This is a genomic window from Novosphingobium kalidii, from assembly GCF_040534015.1.
In the GTDB taxonomy this organism is placed as follows: domain Bacteria; phylum Pseudomonadota; class Alphaproteobacteria; order Sphingomonadales; family Sphingomonadaceae; genus Novosphingobium; species Novosphingobium kalidii.
Genome location: NZ_JBEWLY010000001.1, coordinates 59,164 through 75,606, shown reverse-complemented (window position 1 = coordinate 75,606; position 16,443 = coordinate 59,164). Strand labels below are relative to the sequence as shown.

At 62.6% G+C, this 16,443-nt stretch carries 20 protein-coding genes; 14 read left to right on the top strand and 6 right to left on the bottom strand.

Features of this window, described 5'->3' with window-relative positions:
- Positions 1–42: 42 nt before the first annotated feature.
- The gene (locus ABVV53_RS00380) at positions 43–1,320 is read right to left on the bottom strand and encodes a phospholipid carrier-dependent glycosyltransferase (protein WP_353982336.1); all 1,278 of its coding nucleotides are present in this window, start codon (positions 1,318–1,320) and stop codon (positions 43–45) included.
- Between the two features lie 97 nt (positions 1,321–1,417).
- Here ABVV53_RS00380 and ABVV53_RS00375 point away from each other — a divergent pair, with 97 nt between their 5' ends.
- The 3 genes from ABVV53_RS00375 to ABVV53_RS00365 all read left to right on the top strand — a co-directional run bounded on the left by ABVV53_RS00375 (position 1,418) and on the right by ABVV53_RS00365 (position 3,629).
- Entirely contained in the window at positions 1,418–2,626 is a 1,209-nt protein-coding gene (locus tag ABVV53_RS00375; protein WP_353982335.1) for a trans-sulfuration enzyme family protein, read from the top strand.
- Between the two features lie 143 nt (positions 2,627–2,769).
- On the top strand, positions 2,770–3,168 hold the full coding sequence (gene apaG / locus ABVV53_RS00370) for a Co2+/Mg2+ efflux protein ApaG (protein WP_353982402.1): 399 nt from the start codon (positions 2,770–2,772) through the stop codon (positions 3,166–3,168).
- A 65-nt stretch (positions 3,169–3,233) separates the two neighbouring features.
- Positions 3,234–3,629, top strand: coding sequence for a DUF4019 domain-containing protein (locus ABVV53_RS00365; protein WP_353982334.1), 396 nt, complete (start codon positions 3,234–3,236; stop codon positions 3,627–3,629).
- 155 nt (positions 3,630–3,784) lie between these two features.
- Here ABVV53_RS00365 and rplI read toward each other — a convergent pair whose 3' ends face one another.
- Genes rplI through rpsF form a run of 3 tightly spaced genes read right to left on the bottom strand, consistent with a single transcriptional unit; the run spans position 3,785 to position 4,985 of the window.
- Positions 3,785–4,381, bottom strand: a complete 597-nt coding sequence (rplI, locus tag ABVV53_RS00360; RefSeq protein WP_353982333.1) for a 50S ribosomal protein L9 — start codon at positions 4,379–4,381, stop codon at positions 3,785–3,787.
- 13 nt (positions 4,382–4,394) lie between these two features.
- Positions 4,395–4,619 carry a 30S ribosomal protein S18 gene (rpsR, locus tag ABVV53_RS00355; RefSeq protein WP_353982332.1) on the bottom strand — a complete coding sequence of 75 codons (225 nt, stop codon included), beginning with the start codon at positions 4,617–4,619 and terminating at the stop codon, positions 4,395–4,397.
- A 3-nt stretch (positions 4,620–4,622) separates the two neighbouring features.
- Complete coding sequence (rpsF, locus tag ABVV53_RS00350; protein ID WP_353982331.1) at positions 4,623–4,985, bottom strand: 30S ribosomal protein S6; 363 nt, start codon at positions 4,983–4,985, stop codon at positions 4,623–4,625.
- 206 nt (positions 4,986–5,191) lie between these two features.
- On the opposite strand from rpsF, the gene ABVV53_RS00345 reads away from it, so the two are divergent.
- From ABVV53_RS00345 to ABVV53_RS00335, 3 genes are all read left to right on the top strand, one after another.
- Complete coding sequence (locus ABVV53_RS00345; protein ID WP_353982330.1) at positions 5,192–5,377, top strand: patatin-like phospholipase family protein; 186 nt, start codon at positions 5,192–5,194, stop codon at positions 5,375–5,377.
- Positions 5,343–6,293 carry a patatin-like phospholipase family protein gene (locus tag ABVV53_RS00340; RefSeq protein WP_353982329.1) on the top strand — a complete coding sequence of 317 codons (951 nt, stop codon included), beginning with the start codon at positions 5,343–5,345 and terminating at the stop codon, positions 6,291–6,293. The genes ABVV53_RS00345 and ABVV53_RS00340 overlap by 35 nt, the downstream gene beginning before the upstream one ends.
- A 131-nt stretch (positions 6,294–6,424) precedes the next feature.
- Positions 6,425–7,372, top strand: a complete 948-nt coding sequence (locus ABVV53_RS00335) for a DUF808 domain-containing protein (RefSeq protein WP_353982401.1) — start codon at positions 6,425–6,427, stop codon at positions 7,370–7,372.
- Between the two features lie 81 nt (positions 7,373–7,453).
- Here ABVV53_RS00335 and ABVV53_RS00330 read toward each other — a convergent pair whose 3' ends face one another.
- Together ABVV53_RS00330 and ABVV53_RS00325 are read right to left on the bottom strand one after the other, a co-directional pair.
- Positions 7,454–7,957 (bottom strand): GNAT family N-acetyltransferase, encoded by a 504-nt coding sequence (locus ABVV53_RS00330; protein WP_353982328.1) that lies wholly within the window; start codon positions 7,955–7,957, stop codon positions 7,454–7,456.
- A gap of 105 nt (positions 7,958–8,062) precedes the next feature.
- On the bottom strand, positions 8,063–9,493 hold the full coding sequence (locus tag ABVV53_RS00325; protein ID WP_353982327.1) for a glutamate ligase domain-containing protein: 1,431 nt from the start codon (positions 9,491–9,493) through the stop codon (positions 8,063–8,065).
- 56 nt (positions 9,494–9,549) lie between these two features.
- Between ABVV53_RS00325 and ABVV53_RS00320 the strand changes: the two genes are divergently transcribed.
- From ABVV53_RS00320 to rplQ, 8 genes are all read left to right on the top strand, one after another.
- Positions 9,550–10,377, top strand: coding sequence for an LD-carboxypeptidase (locus ABVV53_RS00320; protein ID WP_353982326.1), 828 nt, complete (start codon positions 9,550–9,552; stop codon positions 10,375–10,377).
- A gap of 84 nt (positions 10,378–10,461) precedes the next feature.
- Complete coding sequence (fabD, locus tag ABVV53_RS00315) at positions 10,462–11,397, top strand: ACP S-malonyltransferase (protein ID WP_353982325.1); 936 nt, start codon at positions 10,462–10,464, stop codon at positions 11,395–11,397.
- Between the two features lie 107 nt (positions 11,398–11,504).
- Positions 11,505–12,269: a 3-oxoacyl-[acyl-carrier-protein] reductase gene (gene fabG / locus ABVV53_RS00310; RefSeq protein ID WP_353982324.1), complete on the top strand. Its 765-nt coding sequence runs from the start codon at positions 11,505–11,507 to the stop codon at positions 12,267–12,269.
- Between the two features lie 163 nt (positions 12,270–12,432).
- Complete coding sequence (gene dnaN / locus ABVV53_RS00305) at positions 12,433–13,551, top strand: DNA polymerase III subunit beta (RefSeq protein WP_353982323.1); 1,119 nt, start codon at positions 12,433–12,435, stop codon at positions 13,549–13,551.
- A 303-nt stretch (positions 13,552–13,854) separates the two neighbouring features.
- Positions 13,855–14,223 carry a 30S ribosomal protein S13 gene (rpsM, locus tag ABVV53_RS00300; RefSeq protein ID WP_353982322.1) on the top strand — a complete coding sequence of 123 codons (369 nt, stop codon included), beginning with the start codon at positions 13,855–13,857 and terminating at the stop codon, positions 14,221–14,223.
- Positions 14,224–14,301: 78 nt separating this feature from the next.
- Complete coding sequence (gene rpsK / locus ABVV53_RS00295) at positions 14,302–14,691, top strand: 30S ribosomal protein S11 (RefSeq protein ID WP_007011846.1); 390 nt, start codon at positions 14,302–14,304, stop codon at positions 14,689–14,691.
- Between the two features lie 108 nt (positions 14,692–14,799).
- Positions 14,800–15,864, top strand: a complete 1,065-nt coding sequence (locus ABVV53_RS00290) for a DNA-directed RNA polymerase subunit alpha (protein ID WP_353982321.1) — start codon at positions 14,800–14,802, stop codon at positions 15,862–15,864.
- 148 nt (positions 15,865–16,012) lie between these two features.
- Positions 16,013–16,435: a 50S ribosomal protein L17 gene (gene rplQ, locus ABVV53_RS00285; RefSeq protein WP_353982320.1), complete on the top strand. Its 423-nt coding sequence runs from the start codon at positions 16,013–16,015 to the stop codon at positions 16,433–16,435.
- The last annotated feature ends 8 nt before the right edge of the window (positions 16,436–16,443 follow it).

The following is a 16,443-nucleotide window of genomic DNA, read 5'->3' as shown; positions in this document are numbered from 1 at the left end:
GAGCGTTGAACGGAGTAGCGCGGGATCGGGGCTAAGTCCCCGTTAACGCCAGCTATCCAGCCACATCCATTGCATGAAGCTTTGCTTCCCATGGTGCAGCCGCGCGGCCGAGATGATGGGGTAGAAGTAGACGAACATGCCTGCCGCGATGGTCAGCGCCGCGGGAGCGAGGCAGCGCCACCAGTCGCTGCGCCGCCACACTGCATCGAGTGCCAGCGCAAGGCAGGCCATCAGAAAAGCGCTCGGTAGCAGATAGTGGTAGTAGAATTGGATCGGCTTGCCGTTGATGATCCAGATACCCAGCGTGACGGCGTAGAGCACTACGAATGCCAGCGCGTCGAATCGGCGCCGCCATAGCCCCGCCCAAGCGCACCAAATAAGCGCCGGGAGTCCCGCCAGCATGGTGAAGGGATTGCCGACCAGCAGGATGCCGCGCTGGCCGCCATCGGCGTCGTCGTACAGATACCATATGGCGCGCCAATTGATCACCCACTGATACCAGACGCTGCGATAGGGGTGGAGGCGCTTCACGCTATCCTGCAGCCGGATCATGTATTCGTGATACGGGATGAAGCCGAGCGGCTCGATCGCGCGTGAACTCCAGAAGAAGCCGGGAAGGTAAGTCAGCCAATAGAGCCCGAGCGGGAAGGCTCCCAACCACCAGGCGGCTTCGACCAGCGAGATGCGGGGGATCGGCCCCGCGCCCCTACGTCCTACGATCCGCCAGCCGCTTTCCCGCACACGGAGCGCGAGGAACAGCAATCCCGGCAGCACCAGCACAGGCGCGATGCTCCACTTCGCGCCCAACGAAAGACCCATCGCCAGTCCGCACAGCGCCAGCCGCAGGCGAGGCCTCCAGGATGGCTCGCGCAGCACTGCCGCGAATTGCCACAGGGCCACCATACCCAAGCCGGCCGAGATCATGTCGAGCATGGCGATGCGGCTCTGGACGAACCACAGGAAATTGACCGCGAGGAGGAACATCGCCGCGATCGTGGCGAACCGGCGCTGGCTGACATGCCAAACCAGCCGGCCGAAGGCATGCAGGCCAAGCACGCCGAATATAAGCGACGGGACACGCCATGCCCACGGGCGATCTCCCAGAACGGTGATGGCAGCGGCGATCACTTCCTTGGCGAACATCGGATGCTCGCGATTGGCTGGAACGCCTTCGAGCAGTTGGCGCGCGGCCACCACGTAGTGGATTTCGTCGAAGTAGATCCTGTTGGGAAGCCCTAGGCGGTGAAGGCACAGCAGAAGGAAACCAAAGCAGAGCGCCAGGCACCAAGGCAGCGGATCGCGTTCGCTCGCAGATTGCATCGGAGCGGCGGCATAAGTGCCAACGGTTGTACTCGCAAGACAGATCGGCGCTCTGCCCGCTTGTGCTGGCAATCACGCGATCGTAAAGCGCTTCGTCATGAAACGGACCACCGGACAGGATCGCAGCAAGACATCGCAGTGGCGCCCCGCCACCCAGGCCGTGCGTGGGGGCACCTGGCGTTCCGAGCAGGGTGAAACCAGCGAAGCGCTGTTCCTGACCTCCGGCTATTCCTACGAGGACGCGGGCACCGTGGCGGCGCGCTTTGCGGGTGAAGATGCGGGCATGACTTACTCGCGCCTGCAGAACCCGACCGTGCAGATGCTGGAAGAGCGCATTGCGTTGCTCGAGGGCGCCGAGGCATGCCGGGTGCAGGCATCGGGCATGGCCGCGATGACGGCTGCCTTGTTGTGCCAGCTTTCGGCCGGCGACCACATGGTCACTGCGCGCGCCGCATTCGGTTCTTGCCGCTGGCTAGGCGATCACTTGCTGCCGCGCTTCGGCGTCGAGGTGACCGTCGTCGATGCCTGCGACAACGCGGCGTGGGAAGCGGCGATCCGGCCCAACACGAAGGTGTTCTTCTTCGAGACGCCGGCGAACCCGACTATGGACATCGCCGACTTGGAGTACATCTGCGGCCTTGCCCGGGCCCACGGCATCACATCGGTGATCGACAACGCATTCTGCACGCCCGTGCTGCAGCGTCCGTTGGAGTTCGGCGCCGACGTGGTTGCTTATTCCGCCACCAAGCTGATGGACGGGCAGGGCAGGGTGCTGGCTGGCGCGGTCTGCGGCAGCGAGACTTTCATCAACGAGAAGCTGCTGCCGTTCCAGCGCAACACGGGGCCAAACCTCTCTCCGTTCAACGCCTGGGTAGTTCTCAAGGGGCTGGAGACGCTGGATCTGCGGGCAAGGCGTCAGAGCGAAAACGCGCTCAAAGTGGGCCGCTTCGTGGAAAGCCGGGTGCCGCGCATCCTTCACCCCTGGCTGGAGAGCCATCCGCAGCACAATCTGGCGCGTCGTCAGATGGTGGACTGCGGCCCGATCTTCAGCTTTGTTCTGGATGGCGGGCGAGAGCAGGCGCACGCCTTGCTCGATGCGCTCGAACTGGTCGATATCTCCAACAACATCGGCGATTCGCGATCGTTGATGTGCCATCCCGCTTCCACTACCCACCACAACATGGGGCCGGAGGGTCGGGAGGCGATGGGTATTTCGGAGGGCATGCTGCGCCTCAACGTCGGTCTGGAAGACCCTGAAGACGTGATTGAGGATATTGACCGGGCACTGACGAAAGCTGGGCTTTAATCGGGTCGAAGGCTGAAGAGCGAGCGGCCGGCCACGCCGGCGCTCGTTGAGATTTGTTCCCAAGACCTTCAATAGGCACAAGAAAAATTGGGGGTGCAGCGGTGTTGTCCGCTTCGGAAATTGAGGTTACCTTCGCTCACGAGATGAAGGAGCTATTCCAGCACGCAGCCATCACTGATGGCATTACCGTCCGGGTCGCGGTGAACTTCCTGCCGGAGCAATCGCGCATTGATGCCGGCAAGTGGTTCTGGGTCTATCACATTCGGATCGAGAACGGATCGCAGCAGACAGTCCAGTTGACGACGCGGCATTGGCGAATCACCGATGGGCATGGCAGCGTCAACATGGTCGAAGGCGAGGGCGTCGTCGGTGAACAGCCGGTGCTGGAACCCGGCCAGAGCCATGATTACGTTTCGGGCTGCCCGTTGACGACGCCGCACGGCAGCATGGAAGGCCACTACGTCTTCCACCGGGCCGACGGCACTGCGCTGCGCGTGGCGATCCCCTTCTTTCCACTCGCCGCGCCTGCAACGGCAGGCTGACGCGCCGCATGCCATCCTGACAGCAGTTCACACGAGTGGCCGCCTGAGAACTATAGGAGTAATGGATGATCAGCATCGCCATCGCCGTAGCGCTCGCGTCAGCTACCAACCCTAAGGTGCCCTGCGGAGCCGAACCGGCCGAAGCGGCGGCTTGGGTGAGCCTTTTGGATCAGAGACACTGGGACGAAAGTTGGGCTGCCGCAGGACCCTTGTTTAAATCGCAAACGCCACAGGCGCGCTGGGCTTCGATCATTGAGCCGGTTCGTGAACCGCTAGGGGCAGTCTCGTCCCGCGCGGTGCAGAGCGTGACCAACGCCAGTTCACTTCCGGGCGTACCTGACGGTCAGTACCAAGTGGTGAAATTTCACACCAGCTTCGCTCACAAGAAGGGTGCGACCGAAACCGTGGTCTTGGCCTGTGAGCCGTCAGGCTGGAAGGTAAGCGGCTACTTTATTCGTTAGTCGCTAAAGGGTTTTCTGAAGCTGGATGCCGGCTGACGGGCCGTTCTTCATGTTGGGTGGGCGGGCACTCTGCGGGCCGCGTCTCAATCAAGAAAAACCCCCGCTTCCTTCGGGAAGCGAGGGTATTTTTCTGTGACCCAATGATGGCGTCAGACTTAGGCCTGTGCTTCGCCTTCGGTCTCTTCCTCGTCCGCGACGATCTCGCCGGGCTCGAGGCTGGGGTCGCGCTTCTCGGTGAAGCCGGAGACGTCCTGCTCGAACATGGCGGCCATGACGTCGACGCCCTGCGACTGCAGTTCAGCTTCGTCGGGCGAACGTGCAACGTTCACCTTCACGTTAACCGAAACTTCCGGGTGCAGCGAAACGCGCACGTCGAAGATGCCCAGCGTCTTGATCGGGCGTTCGAGCACGATCATCTGCTTGGTCACGTTGGCGCCGTCTTCGTTCAGCGCGTCGACAATGTCGCGCACCGAAACCGAACCGTAGAGCTGGCCCGAGTTCGACGAGGCGCGGATCAGGACGACCTGCTTGCCCTCGACACTACCGGCGTCCTTCTCGGCATGGGTGCGGCGCTCGGCGTTCTCGCTCTCGATGCGGGCGCGGTTGGCTTCGAAGACCTGCTTGTTGCGATCGTTCGCGCGCAGGGCCTTCTTGTTAGGGAGCAGGTAGTTGCGCGCGTAGCCGTCCTTGACGGAAACGACGTCGCCGATACCGCCGAGCTTCTCGACGCGCTCCAGGAGGATGATATCCATGAGGCTTTCCTCCTTACTTGACGATGTACGGCAGCAGGCCGATGTGCCGGGCGCGCTTGATCGCCTGGCTCAGCTCACGCTGCTTCTTGGCCGAGACGGCCGTGATGCGGCTGGGGACGATCTTGCCTCGCTCGGACATGAAGCCCTGGAGCAGACGAACGTCCTTGTAGTCGATGATCGGCGCGTTCTTGCCCGAAAACGGACAGGACTTGCGGCGGCGGAAAAAGGCGCGTGCCATGTGTCAGTTCCCCTCGCGTTCGCGGCGGCGGGTCCGCTCGCGGTCGGACTTGCGCATCATCACCGAAGGGCCTTCCTCGGCCTCGTCGACGCGAATGGTCATCCAGCGGATGACGTCTTCGTTGATCGCGGTCTGACGCTCAAGCTCGGCGACAGCGGCGCCGGAGCCTTCGATGTTGAGCATCACGAAATGCGCCTTGCGGTTGCGCTTGATCTTGTAGGCGAGATTCTTGAGGCCCCAGGTCTCGGTCTTGGTGACCTTGCCTTCCTGGCTCTCGACGATCTCGGTGGCGGTGGCGGCCAGCGCATCGACTTGCGCTTGGCTCAGATCCTGGCGCGCCAGGAACACGTGCTCATAAAGAGCCACGGCTATTTCCCTTCACATCTGTAACCGATCGCTGGCTTGTCCGCACGATTGCGGGGCCCCTCCGGCTTTCTTCAGCTTCCGCGAGGCGCAAGGTGCGCTGCGGAAGGGGCGGGCCTTAGCGATTTCGGGAAGGAACGCAAGTGCTGAGAGGCGCTGAGCCTATTCTTTAGTCGGGACACATCGTCCCTCTGGTGCGTTCTGCTGCAATGCAGCAATTCCTCGCAACGCCCTCGCGCGACTACGACTTGGTCCTTGTCCTCAGCGGAGGCAATGGGCTGGGCGCCTATCAGGCAGGCGCATATCAGGTGCTCCACGAGAGCGGCTTTGCGCCAGACTGGATCGTGGGCGCCTCGATCGGTGCAGTCAACGGTCATCGGCGGGAACGCACCTGAGCGCCGAGTCGCGGCACTGCAGGAGCTTTGGCGCATAGACGGGCGCGGCAGATCGGCCGCGGACACGTGGCAGCCCCTGGACGAAGCACGGCGGACGCAGGCCGTCAGCTCGGCAATGACGATCGGAGAGCCGGGCTGGTTCGCTCCACGGTCGCTCTATGGCCCCTTGTGGAACCCCTTCGGCAACCCCGAGCCATCGAGCTTGTACGATTCGTCTCCGCTGGAGGGGCGGCTTCGCCGACTTGTAGACTTCGACTTGCTCAATCACGGCACGACCCGGTTTTCAGCAACCGCCGTGGATATCGAGACAGGCGCCGAGATCGTGTACGACAATCGCTCGCACCGCTTCACCGCGCATCATCTGCGGGCCATCGGTGCGCTTATGCCGGTCTTCTCGCCGGTGGAGCTGGAGGGTAGGCTGGTCGGCGATGCCGGGCTCTCCACGAACCTGCCTCTGGATGTGGTTATGGGCGCGCGAGCCGATCGGTCGGTGCTCTGCATCGCGTTCGATTTGCTGCCGCTGCGCTCGGGACGACCGGAAAGCCTCGGTGCCGTGGCATCGCGCACGCAAGACCTGATCTTCGCCACGCAAAGTCGCCGCGCCATCGCGGCATGGCAGGCGATTTTCGCTGAGCGGGCCGGGCGCGAGGCGAAGGAATCCATCACCTTGCTGCACATCAGCTATGCGGACCAGGACCGGGAAGTCAGCGGCAAAGCGTTTGACTTCTCCCGCGCTTCCGCATCAGCGCGTTGGCAGGCAGGGCACAAGGACGCCGAGAGAGCCTTGGCCGCGATTGCCGCGAAGTCTCTACCCCTCGGCGAGCCTGGGCTGCATGCCTATGCGCTGGGAAGCGGCGAGGGCGACAGTCCGCGGCTCCAGCCGATCGACGCGAAGCTCGGGCCCGTGCTTGCCTGAGAGCGACGCTGCAAGACGGATAAACGCTGGCGCAACCAACAAGCTTCTGAGCACTTTTGCCTTCGATCTCGCCACGGCGCATGAAATCGGCCACTGAGGCCGGCGTTGCAGAACAGGAGTGCCTCACCACCATGCCTTCAGGTCTCGTTGCGCTACTGGACGATGTTTCCGTAATCGCTCGCGCCGCTGCTGCGTCTGTCGACGATGTTGCCGCCGGCGTGGCCAAGGCGGGGAGCAAAGCGGCCGGCGTGGTGATCGATGACGCGGCGGTGACGCCTTCCTACGTGACCAACTTCACGCCCGACCGCGAACTGCCGGTAATCTGGCAGATCGCCAGGGGATCGCTATTCAACAAGCTGGTCATCCTGCTGCCCGTGGCGCTTTTGCTCAGCGAGTTCCTGCCAGGCGCCATCACTCCGCTACTGATGCTGGGCGGTCTGTTTCTCGCCTTCGAAGGTGCCGAGAAGGTGATGGAGAAGCTGGGCGGAGCGAAGCACGGAAAAACGCTGGAAGAGCCCATCACTGATGTCGTGGCTTTCGAGAAGACGCGCATCTCTGGCGCGGTGCGGACCGATCTCATCCTGTCGGCAGAGATCATGGCGATCTCCTTGGCCGAAGTCGCGGGTGACGGCCTCGTGGTGCGCGCGGTCATCCTTGCTGCCGTTGGCGTTGTGATCACGGTGCTTGTGTACGGAGCGGTCGGTCTGATCGTGAAGATGGACGATATCGGCCTCCACTATGCGAAACACCGCAGTCCATCGGTTCAGCGCACAGGACGCATGCTGGTTCACGCGATGCCTTATCTGCTGACGGTGCTCTCGACAGTAGGGACGGTGGCGATGTTGTGGGTGGGCGGCGGCATCATCCTGCACGGGCTTGAGGAGTTGGGTGTCGCAGGCCCAGCGCACTTCGCCCATGATGCCCAGCACGCCGCGGCGCACGCGACCGGAGCGTTGGGCGGCGTTATGGGCTGGCTGACGTACGCCGTCGTTTCTGCAATCGTCGGACTGGTGCTCGGCGGAGTAATTGCCTTTGTGGTTCACCTCGTCTCCGCGGCGCGCGGAAAGGGCGCGCATTAGGCTGGGACCCCAGGCACCTGCGGCTGTTTTCGGGAAAGGCACCTTCCGGCCAAACGGTGGGACGGGATAGTGGTCGTTGAGCTAAAGCCTCTTGATGACGCGAACCGTCTCAGGCTGGAACCCTGCTCGCTGATAGAACACAAGTCCGTGATCGTTGCTGGTAAATACATCAAGCGCGAGGCGGCTAAAGCCCATCCCCTTTGCCCACGTTTCCGCCTGCTTTACGAGTGACTTGGCGATGCCACGCCCCTCATGCTCCTGCTTGATTGCCAAAAGTGCAATATAGCCGCACGGCTCGTTCAACACATCATCCGAGCCTTCGCGAACACTGATATAGCCGATTCTGTCACCGGCTTCGTCAACCGCCAAGAATGTCGCGCTTTTTTCGTCGTCTACTTGCCATGCTGTGGCAGTGAAAGCGTCTTGGAATGCCCTGACGTCATCGGGAGTATGAGTGGGAGCTTTGATGACGTCAGTTAATCGTGGATTGAGGCTCTCAATAAACCTGCGGTCTTCGTCATCACGTTCCAACCGAATTGAATACGACACGTCGCTTTTTCCAAGTTGCCACACTTTGACTCTCATGAGATTTCATCTGATTTGGCCTCAGCTAGCTGATAGACCTCGCTTCAAAACAATTTCCGCTGTCTGCCGTTCAGCTCAAGCGTTCACAGTGTAAGGCGCCAGTAATCACGCCATCTTAGCCAGCAACTCCGTCGCGAACGTGGTGAGCGTATCGTCGCGTGCCCCCATGACGACCACCCTGTCGCCGTCCTGCGCGATCGCTGCAATTCGCACTCCGCATGCTTCGCGGGAGGCGATGTGTTCGGCATGGCCCCCGGCGGCGCGGATGCGTTCGACAAGACGCTCGCTGCCTTCGCTGCGGTCGACGGTGCCACCGAAGTAGACCGGATCGCAGACAATCACCACGTCGTCGCCCCCCAGCATGCGTGCAAAGGTTTCCGCCAGTTCCGCGCCCATCTGACGCAAGGGACCGTAGCCGTGGGGTTGGAAGAAGGCGATGACGCGCCCCGGATGCGCTTTGAGAGTCGTCAGGGTGGCGCTGACCTTGTCCGGGTTGTGGCCAAAGTCGTCGATCACGGTCACCCCGCGCGCGCTGGTGCCGATCACGTCGAATCGCCGCGCCAGCCCTGCGAAGCTGCCGAGCGACGCCACTGCGTCGCCCAGCGGCACGCCGAGCGCCGCGCTGCCTGCGAGCGCGGCGAGAGCGTTGTAGAGGTTGTGGCGACCGGGCTGGTTCAGCGTCAGGTGGTGCGCCGTGCCGACGCGGCGGTCGAGGATGCGAGCCTCGATCGCGTCGGCCCATTGCACAACACTGCCGGGCTCGACGCCGATCATGGCTTGCGGGCTGTCGATGCCGAAGCTCAGCAGTTGCGCAGCGCGGGGAGCGAGGCCAGCGCTTTCCGCATCGTCCAGGTTAACTACAGCCGTTTTCGCGGCGCCAAGAAAGTTGCCGAAGAGATCGCGCAGCTCCTCAAGGCTTTTGTGATCGAGGCTGACGTTGCCGAGGACCGCTACTTCGGGCCGGTAGAGGGCAATCGATCCGTCACTCTCGTCCACCTCCGAAACGAACATCTCGCCTTCACCCACGCGCGCACTGGCGAACGGCGCATCGGGTGCCACGAAGTTCTTCATGACCGCGCCATTCATGATTGTCGGGTTCCGGCCGGTATCGGTGAGAATCCAGCCGATCATACTCGTGACAGTGGACTTGCCGCTGGTGCCGCCCACCGCGACGCTGCGGGGGGCTGCGTTGAACAGACACGCCAGTAATTGCGCCCGGCTCATCCTCTCGCAGCCGAGCGCCTTGGCTTGCATGACTTCGGGCACAGTGTCCTCGACCGCGGCTGAGGCGACCAGCACTTGCTCGGATGAAGTCACGCCGCTGCCATCCTGCGGATACAGGGCGATGCCTTTGCTCTCCAGCCAGGCGAACTTGGCGGTACTACGGCCTTGGTCGCGGCTGCGGTCGGATCCGGAGACGCTCGCGCCCAGGCCTCTCAGGATCATGGCGAGCGGCAGCATGCCGGACCCGCCTATGCCGCAGAAGAACCATGGGCGTGTGGTGAGCGATCCAGTGGCGACGGTGCTTGCAGTCATGGTGCCCAGCGGTATGCGTGCTTGCGTCGCAAGACAACCTCGATAGGACAGCAACGATGACCCGCATTGCCGTCTGCGCTCCGTCCACCCCTATCGCTCGCGGGGACGCGGAGCAGGTCGTGGTTCTTGCCGCGGGAGAGTTTCCCGCCGTCGAATTGGTGATTCACCCGCAATGCTTCGCGGTGGAGGGGCACTTCGCCGGAAGCGATGCGCAACGCCTCGACGCGCTTGTCGAGTGTGCGAACGACCCTTCGTTCGACGCTGTCTGGTTCGCACGCGGCGGGTATGGAGCTTGCCGCATCGCCGAGGAGGCATTGCCCCGCTTCGGTCCGGCCGCTCGGACGAAAACATGGTTAGGCTACTCCGACGCGGGGTATCTGCTGGGTGCGTTCTATCGTGAGCGGATAGGCCGCTCCGTTCACGCGCCGATGCTCGGCTGCATTCGGCGCAAGGGCGGCGTGGACGCCGTGCGGCGCGTACTCGGCTACGTGTCCGGTGACCCGTCGGGAGTCGAGCCCACGCTCGATCACCATCCCACCGTGGCTTTCAACCTGACGACGCTGGCGATGCTCTGTGGGACGCCACTGATGCCGGGGCTCGCCGGTCATGTCGTGATGGTCGAGGAAGTGTCAGAGTACCTCTACGCGGTCGACCGTCTGTTTTTTCATCTCACCGCGCATCTGGGCGGCATCGCCGGTTTGCGGCTCGGCAGAGTGAGCGATGTTCCGCAAAACGACCGTCCGTTCGGTGCCACGCCGGAACAGATCGCCCGCTATTGGTGCGATCGGCGTGCCATTCCCTTCCTGGGGTCGGCCGACATAGGCCACGACGCCGCCAACAGAATCGTTCCGTTCGGGGTTGCGGAGCGGGCGCAAGGGCAATAGTCCGCCGCGCCACGTCACCGAATCGTCACAAGAGCTGCCCGAGGGGGCGCGACGGCGCTAGCGCCGTGCAACGGAGTGGTCGCAATGCGCGCATTTGTGTTCCCAGGTCAGGGCAGTCAGAAGATCGGCATGGGCGCCGAATTGGCGGGAGCTAGCATAGTCGCCCGCGAGGTGTTCGAGGAGGTGGATGACGTCCTCGGACAGAGCCTCTCGAAGATCATGCGCGAGGGCCCCGAGGATGAGCTCATGCTCACCGAGAACGCCCAGCCAGCCATCATGGCCAATGCCATCGCCGTCCTGCGCGTGCTGGAGAAGGAAGGCGGTATCTCGGTTGCGGACAAGTGCGATTTCGTCGCCGGCCACTCGCTGGGCGAATACACGGCGCTGTGCGCGGTCGGCGCGTTCAGCCTCGCCGATACGGCACGGCTGCTGAAGCTGCGCGGACGTTCGATGCAGGCTGCCGTGCCGGTAGGGCAGGGTGCCATGGCCGCTCTGTTGGGTGCCGACATAGAAAAGGCGACGGCGCTGGCGCAAGCCGCCACGCAGGGCGAGGTGTGTTCCGTCGCGAACGACAACGATCCGACGCAAGTCGTCCTCTCCGGGCACCGTGCCGCGATCGAACGGGCGATCGCTCTGGTCAAGGAGCACGGCGTCAAGCGTGGCATAGCGCTTCCGGTCTCGGCACCGTTCCACTGCGCCTTGATGCAGCCGGCCGCCAAAGCTATGGCCGAAGCACTGGAGGCTTGCGCGCCCGGCGCATTGCGCTTGCCTCTATTCGCCAACGTGACCGCCACGATGGTAGCCGATCCGCAAGAGGTGAAGCGCCTGCTGGTGGAGCAGGTCACCGGGCGCGTGCGCTGGCGCGAGAGCGCGATCGCCATGCGTGACGCGGGCGTCGAGCACTTCGTGGAGTTTGGCGGCAAGGTAGTCGGGCCCATGATCAAGCGCAGCGCCGGAGATGTCGAAGTCACATCCGTATCTTCGATGGATGAGATCGAGGCGCTGGCGAAGGCGCTCTAAAAGGGCGGTCGCCGCTTGACCGCAGAGCGCCAGCGGCGCGAAGACGTGGTGGCGAGGGTTGCGCGCATCACGGCGCACACCTGAATGATTACGGGAGATTTCTAGGCATGTTCGACCTTCACGGAATGACGGCTCTGGTGACTGGCGCCTCTGGCGGCATCGGCTCTGCGGTGGCTCGTGGCCTGGCTGCTCAGGGCGCGCGGCTTGCGGTCTCGGGATCAAATCAGGCAAAGCTGCGGGCCTTTCGCGACGAATTGGACGAGCATACGCCCCAGCATCTACAAGAGGTCGACCACGTCGCCATCGCCTGTGATCTCTCTGATGCCGAGCAGGTGGAGAAGCTGGTACCGGCGGCGCTGGACTCGCTGGGGAAGATCGACATCCTCGTGAACAACGCAGGCATCACTCGCGACAATCTCGCGATGCGGATGAAGGACGATGAGTGGGACGCGGTGATCCGCGTGAACCTCGAATCCGCGTTCCGCCTCATGCGGGCCGTCACCAAGCCGATGATGAAGGCGCGCTTCGGCCGCATCGTCACCATCACTTCGATCGTCGGCACGACCGGCAATCCCGGCCAGATGAACTACTGCGCCAGCAAGGGCGGTCTGACGGCGATGTCGAAAAGCCTCGCTCAGGAACTGGCCAGTCGCAACGTGACGGTAAACTGCGTCGCGCCCGGCTTCATCCGCACCGCGATGACGGATGTCCTTCCAGATGCCCAAAAGGAAGCGCTCAACGCCAAGATCCCGATGGGTCGCATGGGCGAGGGCGCCGAGATCGCCGCGGCTTGCGTTTTCCTGGCCAGCAAGGAAGCGGCGTACGTTACGGGGCAGACCATCCACGTCAATGGCGGCATGGCGATGATCTGACGGGTGCTGCAGCGGGCGAGAACTTCGGCGAAGCGGCGTTATCCCCAGATACCCGCCGTTTCCGCCAGTTCTGGCTTGCCGCCCCGCGTCCGCGCGCTAGAGAAGATGGTCCGTATTTTAGGCAACGAATTCCCGGCCTTGCCTGGGGGGACATGAGGCGATCATGAAGGCCACAATCGAACGTTCGACGCTGCTGCGTTGCCTGTCTCACGTGCAATCCGTGGTAGAGCGGCGGAACACGATCCCCATTCTGTCCAACGTTTTGATTGAGGCGTCCTCCAGCGGCGCGCTCAAGATCATGGCGACGGACCTCGATCTGCAGGTCGTCGAAACCATCGGCGCTGTCGGCGTCGAATCTTCGGGAGCGATCACCGTTTCCGCTCACCTGCTTTTCGACATCGCCCGCAAGCTGCCGGACGGGAGTCAGGTCAGCCTGGACGCGGCCGACAACCGGATGGTGGTGAAGGCCGGGCGCAGCCGCTTTCAGCTGCCCACTTTGCCGCGTGACGATTTCCCGATGATCGCCGAGGGCGAGCTGCCGACCAGCTTTGAAATTCCGGCGGCGACTCTCGCGCAGTTGATCGATCGCACCCGGTTCGCGATTTCAACAGAGGAAACCCGTTACTACCTCAACGGGATATTCCTGCACGTTGCGGAAGAGCAGCTCAAGGCGGCCGCCACGGACGGGCACCGCCTTGCCCGCTTTACTCTGGCATGTCCGGATGGCGCGCAGGATATGCCTGACGTCATCGTGCCGCGCAAATGCATCGCCGAACTGCGCAAGCTCCTGGAAGAGGCGCTCGACGCCAACGTGCTTGTGGAGTTGTCCGCCAGCAAGATTCGTTTCACGCTCGGCGGTGAGCATGGCGTGGTGCTGACCAGCAAGCTCATCGACGGCACGTTCCCTGATTACACCCGCGTGATTCCGACCGCAAACGACAAGTTGCTCAAGATTGATCCGCGCACCTTCTTCGAAGGCGTAGATCGTGTGGCCACGATCGCGACCGAGAAGACGCGTGCGGTGAAGATGGCGCTCGACAGCGATCGCGTGACTCTTTCCGTCACTTCGCCGGACAACGGAACTGCTGCCGAGGAAGTGCCGGCACAGTACGGCGCTGAAGGGTTTGAGATTGGCTTCAATGCCAATTACCTGAAGGACATTCTGGGGCAGATCGAGGGTGATACAGTGGAGCTGCACTTGGCCGACGCCGGCGCGCCCACGCTTATTCGCCAGGACGAGAAGAGCCCGGCGCTCTACGTTCTGATGCCCATGCGGGTGTGATCTCGAAGAGTGCCAAGCGCACATTTTGACTGGCGCGCCGTCATCGGGTATAATGGAGGATGTCTGGACCAGGGCTGCAGCTCTCGCAGCGGCTTGTCGTTGACGCGATCCTTGTCGTTGACACGATCCTCGAATCATCCTAAGCGCGCCCCTCGCTCGACAGAAACGGCTGCGTCCGGAAGGCGATTGGCATTATAGCCCCGCCTGCTAGGACGCCGCCTTTTCGGTGCCGTTACCTGTCATATGGGCGTCAGAGCGTTGAGATAGGGGGGTTATGGCTCCCCTGTGGAGCAGGAGAATAAAGTGGCTCGTATTGCCGGGGTAAACATCCCCACCAACAAGCGCGTTATCATCGCGCTTACCTACATTCATGGTATCGGTCGTACCAAGGCCGTCGAAATCGCAGACAAGCTGGGCATCGACCACGCTCGTCGTGTGCAGGATCTCTCGGACGCCGAGGTCCTCCAGATTCGCGAAACGATCGACGCCGAACACACTGTCGAAGGTGATCTTCGTCGCGAAACCGCGATGAACATCAAGCGTCTGATGGACCTCGCTTGCTACCGCGGCCTGCGTCATCGCAAGGGCCTTCCGGTCCGTGGTCAGCGCACGCACACCAACGCGCGTACCCGCAAGGGTAAGGCCAAGCCGATCGCCGGCAAGAAGAAGTAAGCCAGCCAAACGGCTTAAAGGTGGCCGCTTCGGCGGCCCCGGCTTTCCCTCAGCGATTTTTCGACAGGATACACAATCATGGCACGCGAACCTCAGCGCATTAAGCGCCGCGAGCGCAAGAATATCACGAGCGGCATTGCGCACGTCAACGCCAGTTTCAACAACACGATGGTGACCATCACCGACGCCCAGGGCAACGCGATCTCTTGGTCGTCCGCGGGTATGATGGGCTTTAAGGGCAGCCGCAAGTCGACGCCTTACGCTGCCCAGGTTGCCGCAGACGATGCCGGCAAGAAGGCTGCCGAGCACGGCGTGCGTACTCTCGAAGTCGAAGTGAAGGGCCCCGGCTCGGGTCGCGAAAGCGCTTTGCGCGCTCTTCAGGCTGTCGGCTTCACCATCACCTCGATCCGCGACGTGACCCCGATCCCGCACAACGGCGTTCGTCCCTCCAAGCGTCGCCGCGTCTAATCGAGTCTCGGCGGGCAGCGAACCGGTCGCTGTCTGCCATGCATCGGCCGCGGCTCCCTGCAGGGGCATCGCGGCCGAAGTCGCACTGAAACACCCCAGGGGAAGTCCATGAGCGTCAACATCAAGAACTGGCAGGAACTCAAGAAGCCCAACAGCCTTGAGGTCAAGCCGGGAGCCGACCCCAAGCTCCGCGCTACTTTTGTCGCAGAACCCCTCGAGCGCGGCTTTGGTCTGACGCTTGGCAACGCACTGCGCCGCGTGCTGCTCTCCTCGCTTCAGGGCGCGGCGATCACCTCGATCAAGATCGAGAACGTCCTGCACGAGTTCTCCAGCCTTGCTGGCGTGCGCGAAGACGTCACCGACATCGTTCTCAACGTCAAGCAGATCGCGCTCAGGATGCAGGGCGAAGGCCCCAAGCGTCTCCAGCTTTCTGCCACCGGACCGGCCGAGGTGAAAGCGGGCGACATCGCTGTGACCGGCGACATCGAGGTGATGAACAAAAACCTCGTGATCTGTCACCTGGACGAAGGCGCTACGCTCAACATGGAGCTTACGGCTGATTCAGGTAAGGGTTACGTTCCCGCCGTGTCGAACCGTCCTGTCGACGCACCGATCGGGCTGATCCCGATTGACTCTCTATACTCGCCCGTTCGCCAGGTCAGCTACAAGGTCGACAATGCGCGCATCGGCCAGGAGCTGGACTACGACAAGCTGAACCTCACCGTCGAGACTGACGGCACGGTCACGCCCGAGGACGCCGTCGCCTACGCCGCGCGCATCCTGCAGGATCAGCTGGCGCTGTTCGTCCACTTCGAAGACGTGGCTCCAGTCGGCCAGTCGCCGATGATCGGCATGGCATCTGGCGGTGCGGCTCCGGAAGAGAGCGATACCAATCAGCTCAACCGATACCTGCTCAAGAAGGTCGATGAGCTTGAGCTGTCGGTGCGTTCGGCCAACTGCCTCAAGAACGACAACATCATCTACATCGGCGATTTGGTTCAAAAGACCGAGGCCGAGATGCTGCGCACGCCGAACTTCGGTCGCAAGTCGCTCAACGAGATCAAGGAAGTTCTGTCTTCGATGGGTCTGCGCCTTGGCATGGACATCCCCGGCTGGCCGCCGGAGAACATCGAGGAAATGGCCAAGAAGCTGGAGCAAGAGTTGCTCGGCTAAGAGTGTTGGGATCGTCGTTGCGGGTAAGTGCCCGCGGCGATGGTCTGCAGTGAAGTACGAGTTCACAGAAGGGTGACGGTGGCGGCCCTAACAGCCACCTGGACCGGGCTACCTCACACGGGCTCCTTACAAACGAAAGTGAAAAGACATGCGTCATAAAATGGGCGGCCGCAAACTGCAGCGTACCTCCAGCCACCGCACCGCTTTGTTGCGCAACATGGCTGCAGCTCTTATCAAGCACGAGCAGATCCAGACCACGCTTCCCAAGGCGAAGGAACTGCGTCCTTACGTCGAGAAGCTGATCACGCTCGCAAAGCGGGGTGGCCTTTCGAACCGTCGTCTCGCCCACGCTCGTCTGATGGACGAAGCGCAAGAGAAGAAGCTGTTCGAGGCACTGGCTGAGCGTTACGCGGACCGTAACGGCGGTTACAGCCGTGTCATCAAGGCTGGCTACCGCGGGTCGGACGCCGCGCCGATGGCGATCATCGAGCTGGTCGACCGTGACGTGGACGCGAAGGGCAAGGACTCTGGCCCGGTGACGAGCGACGAGGAAGAATACGCAGAGGCGTGAGACGGCGC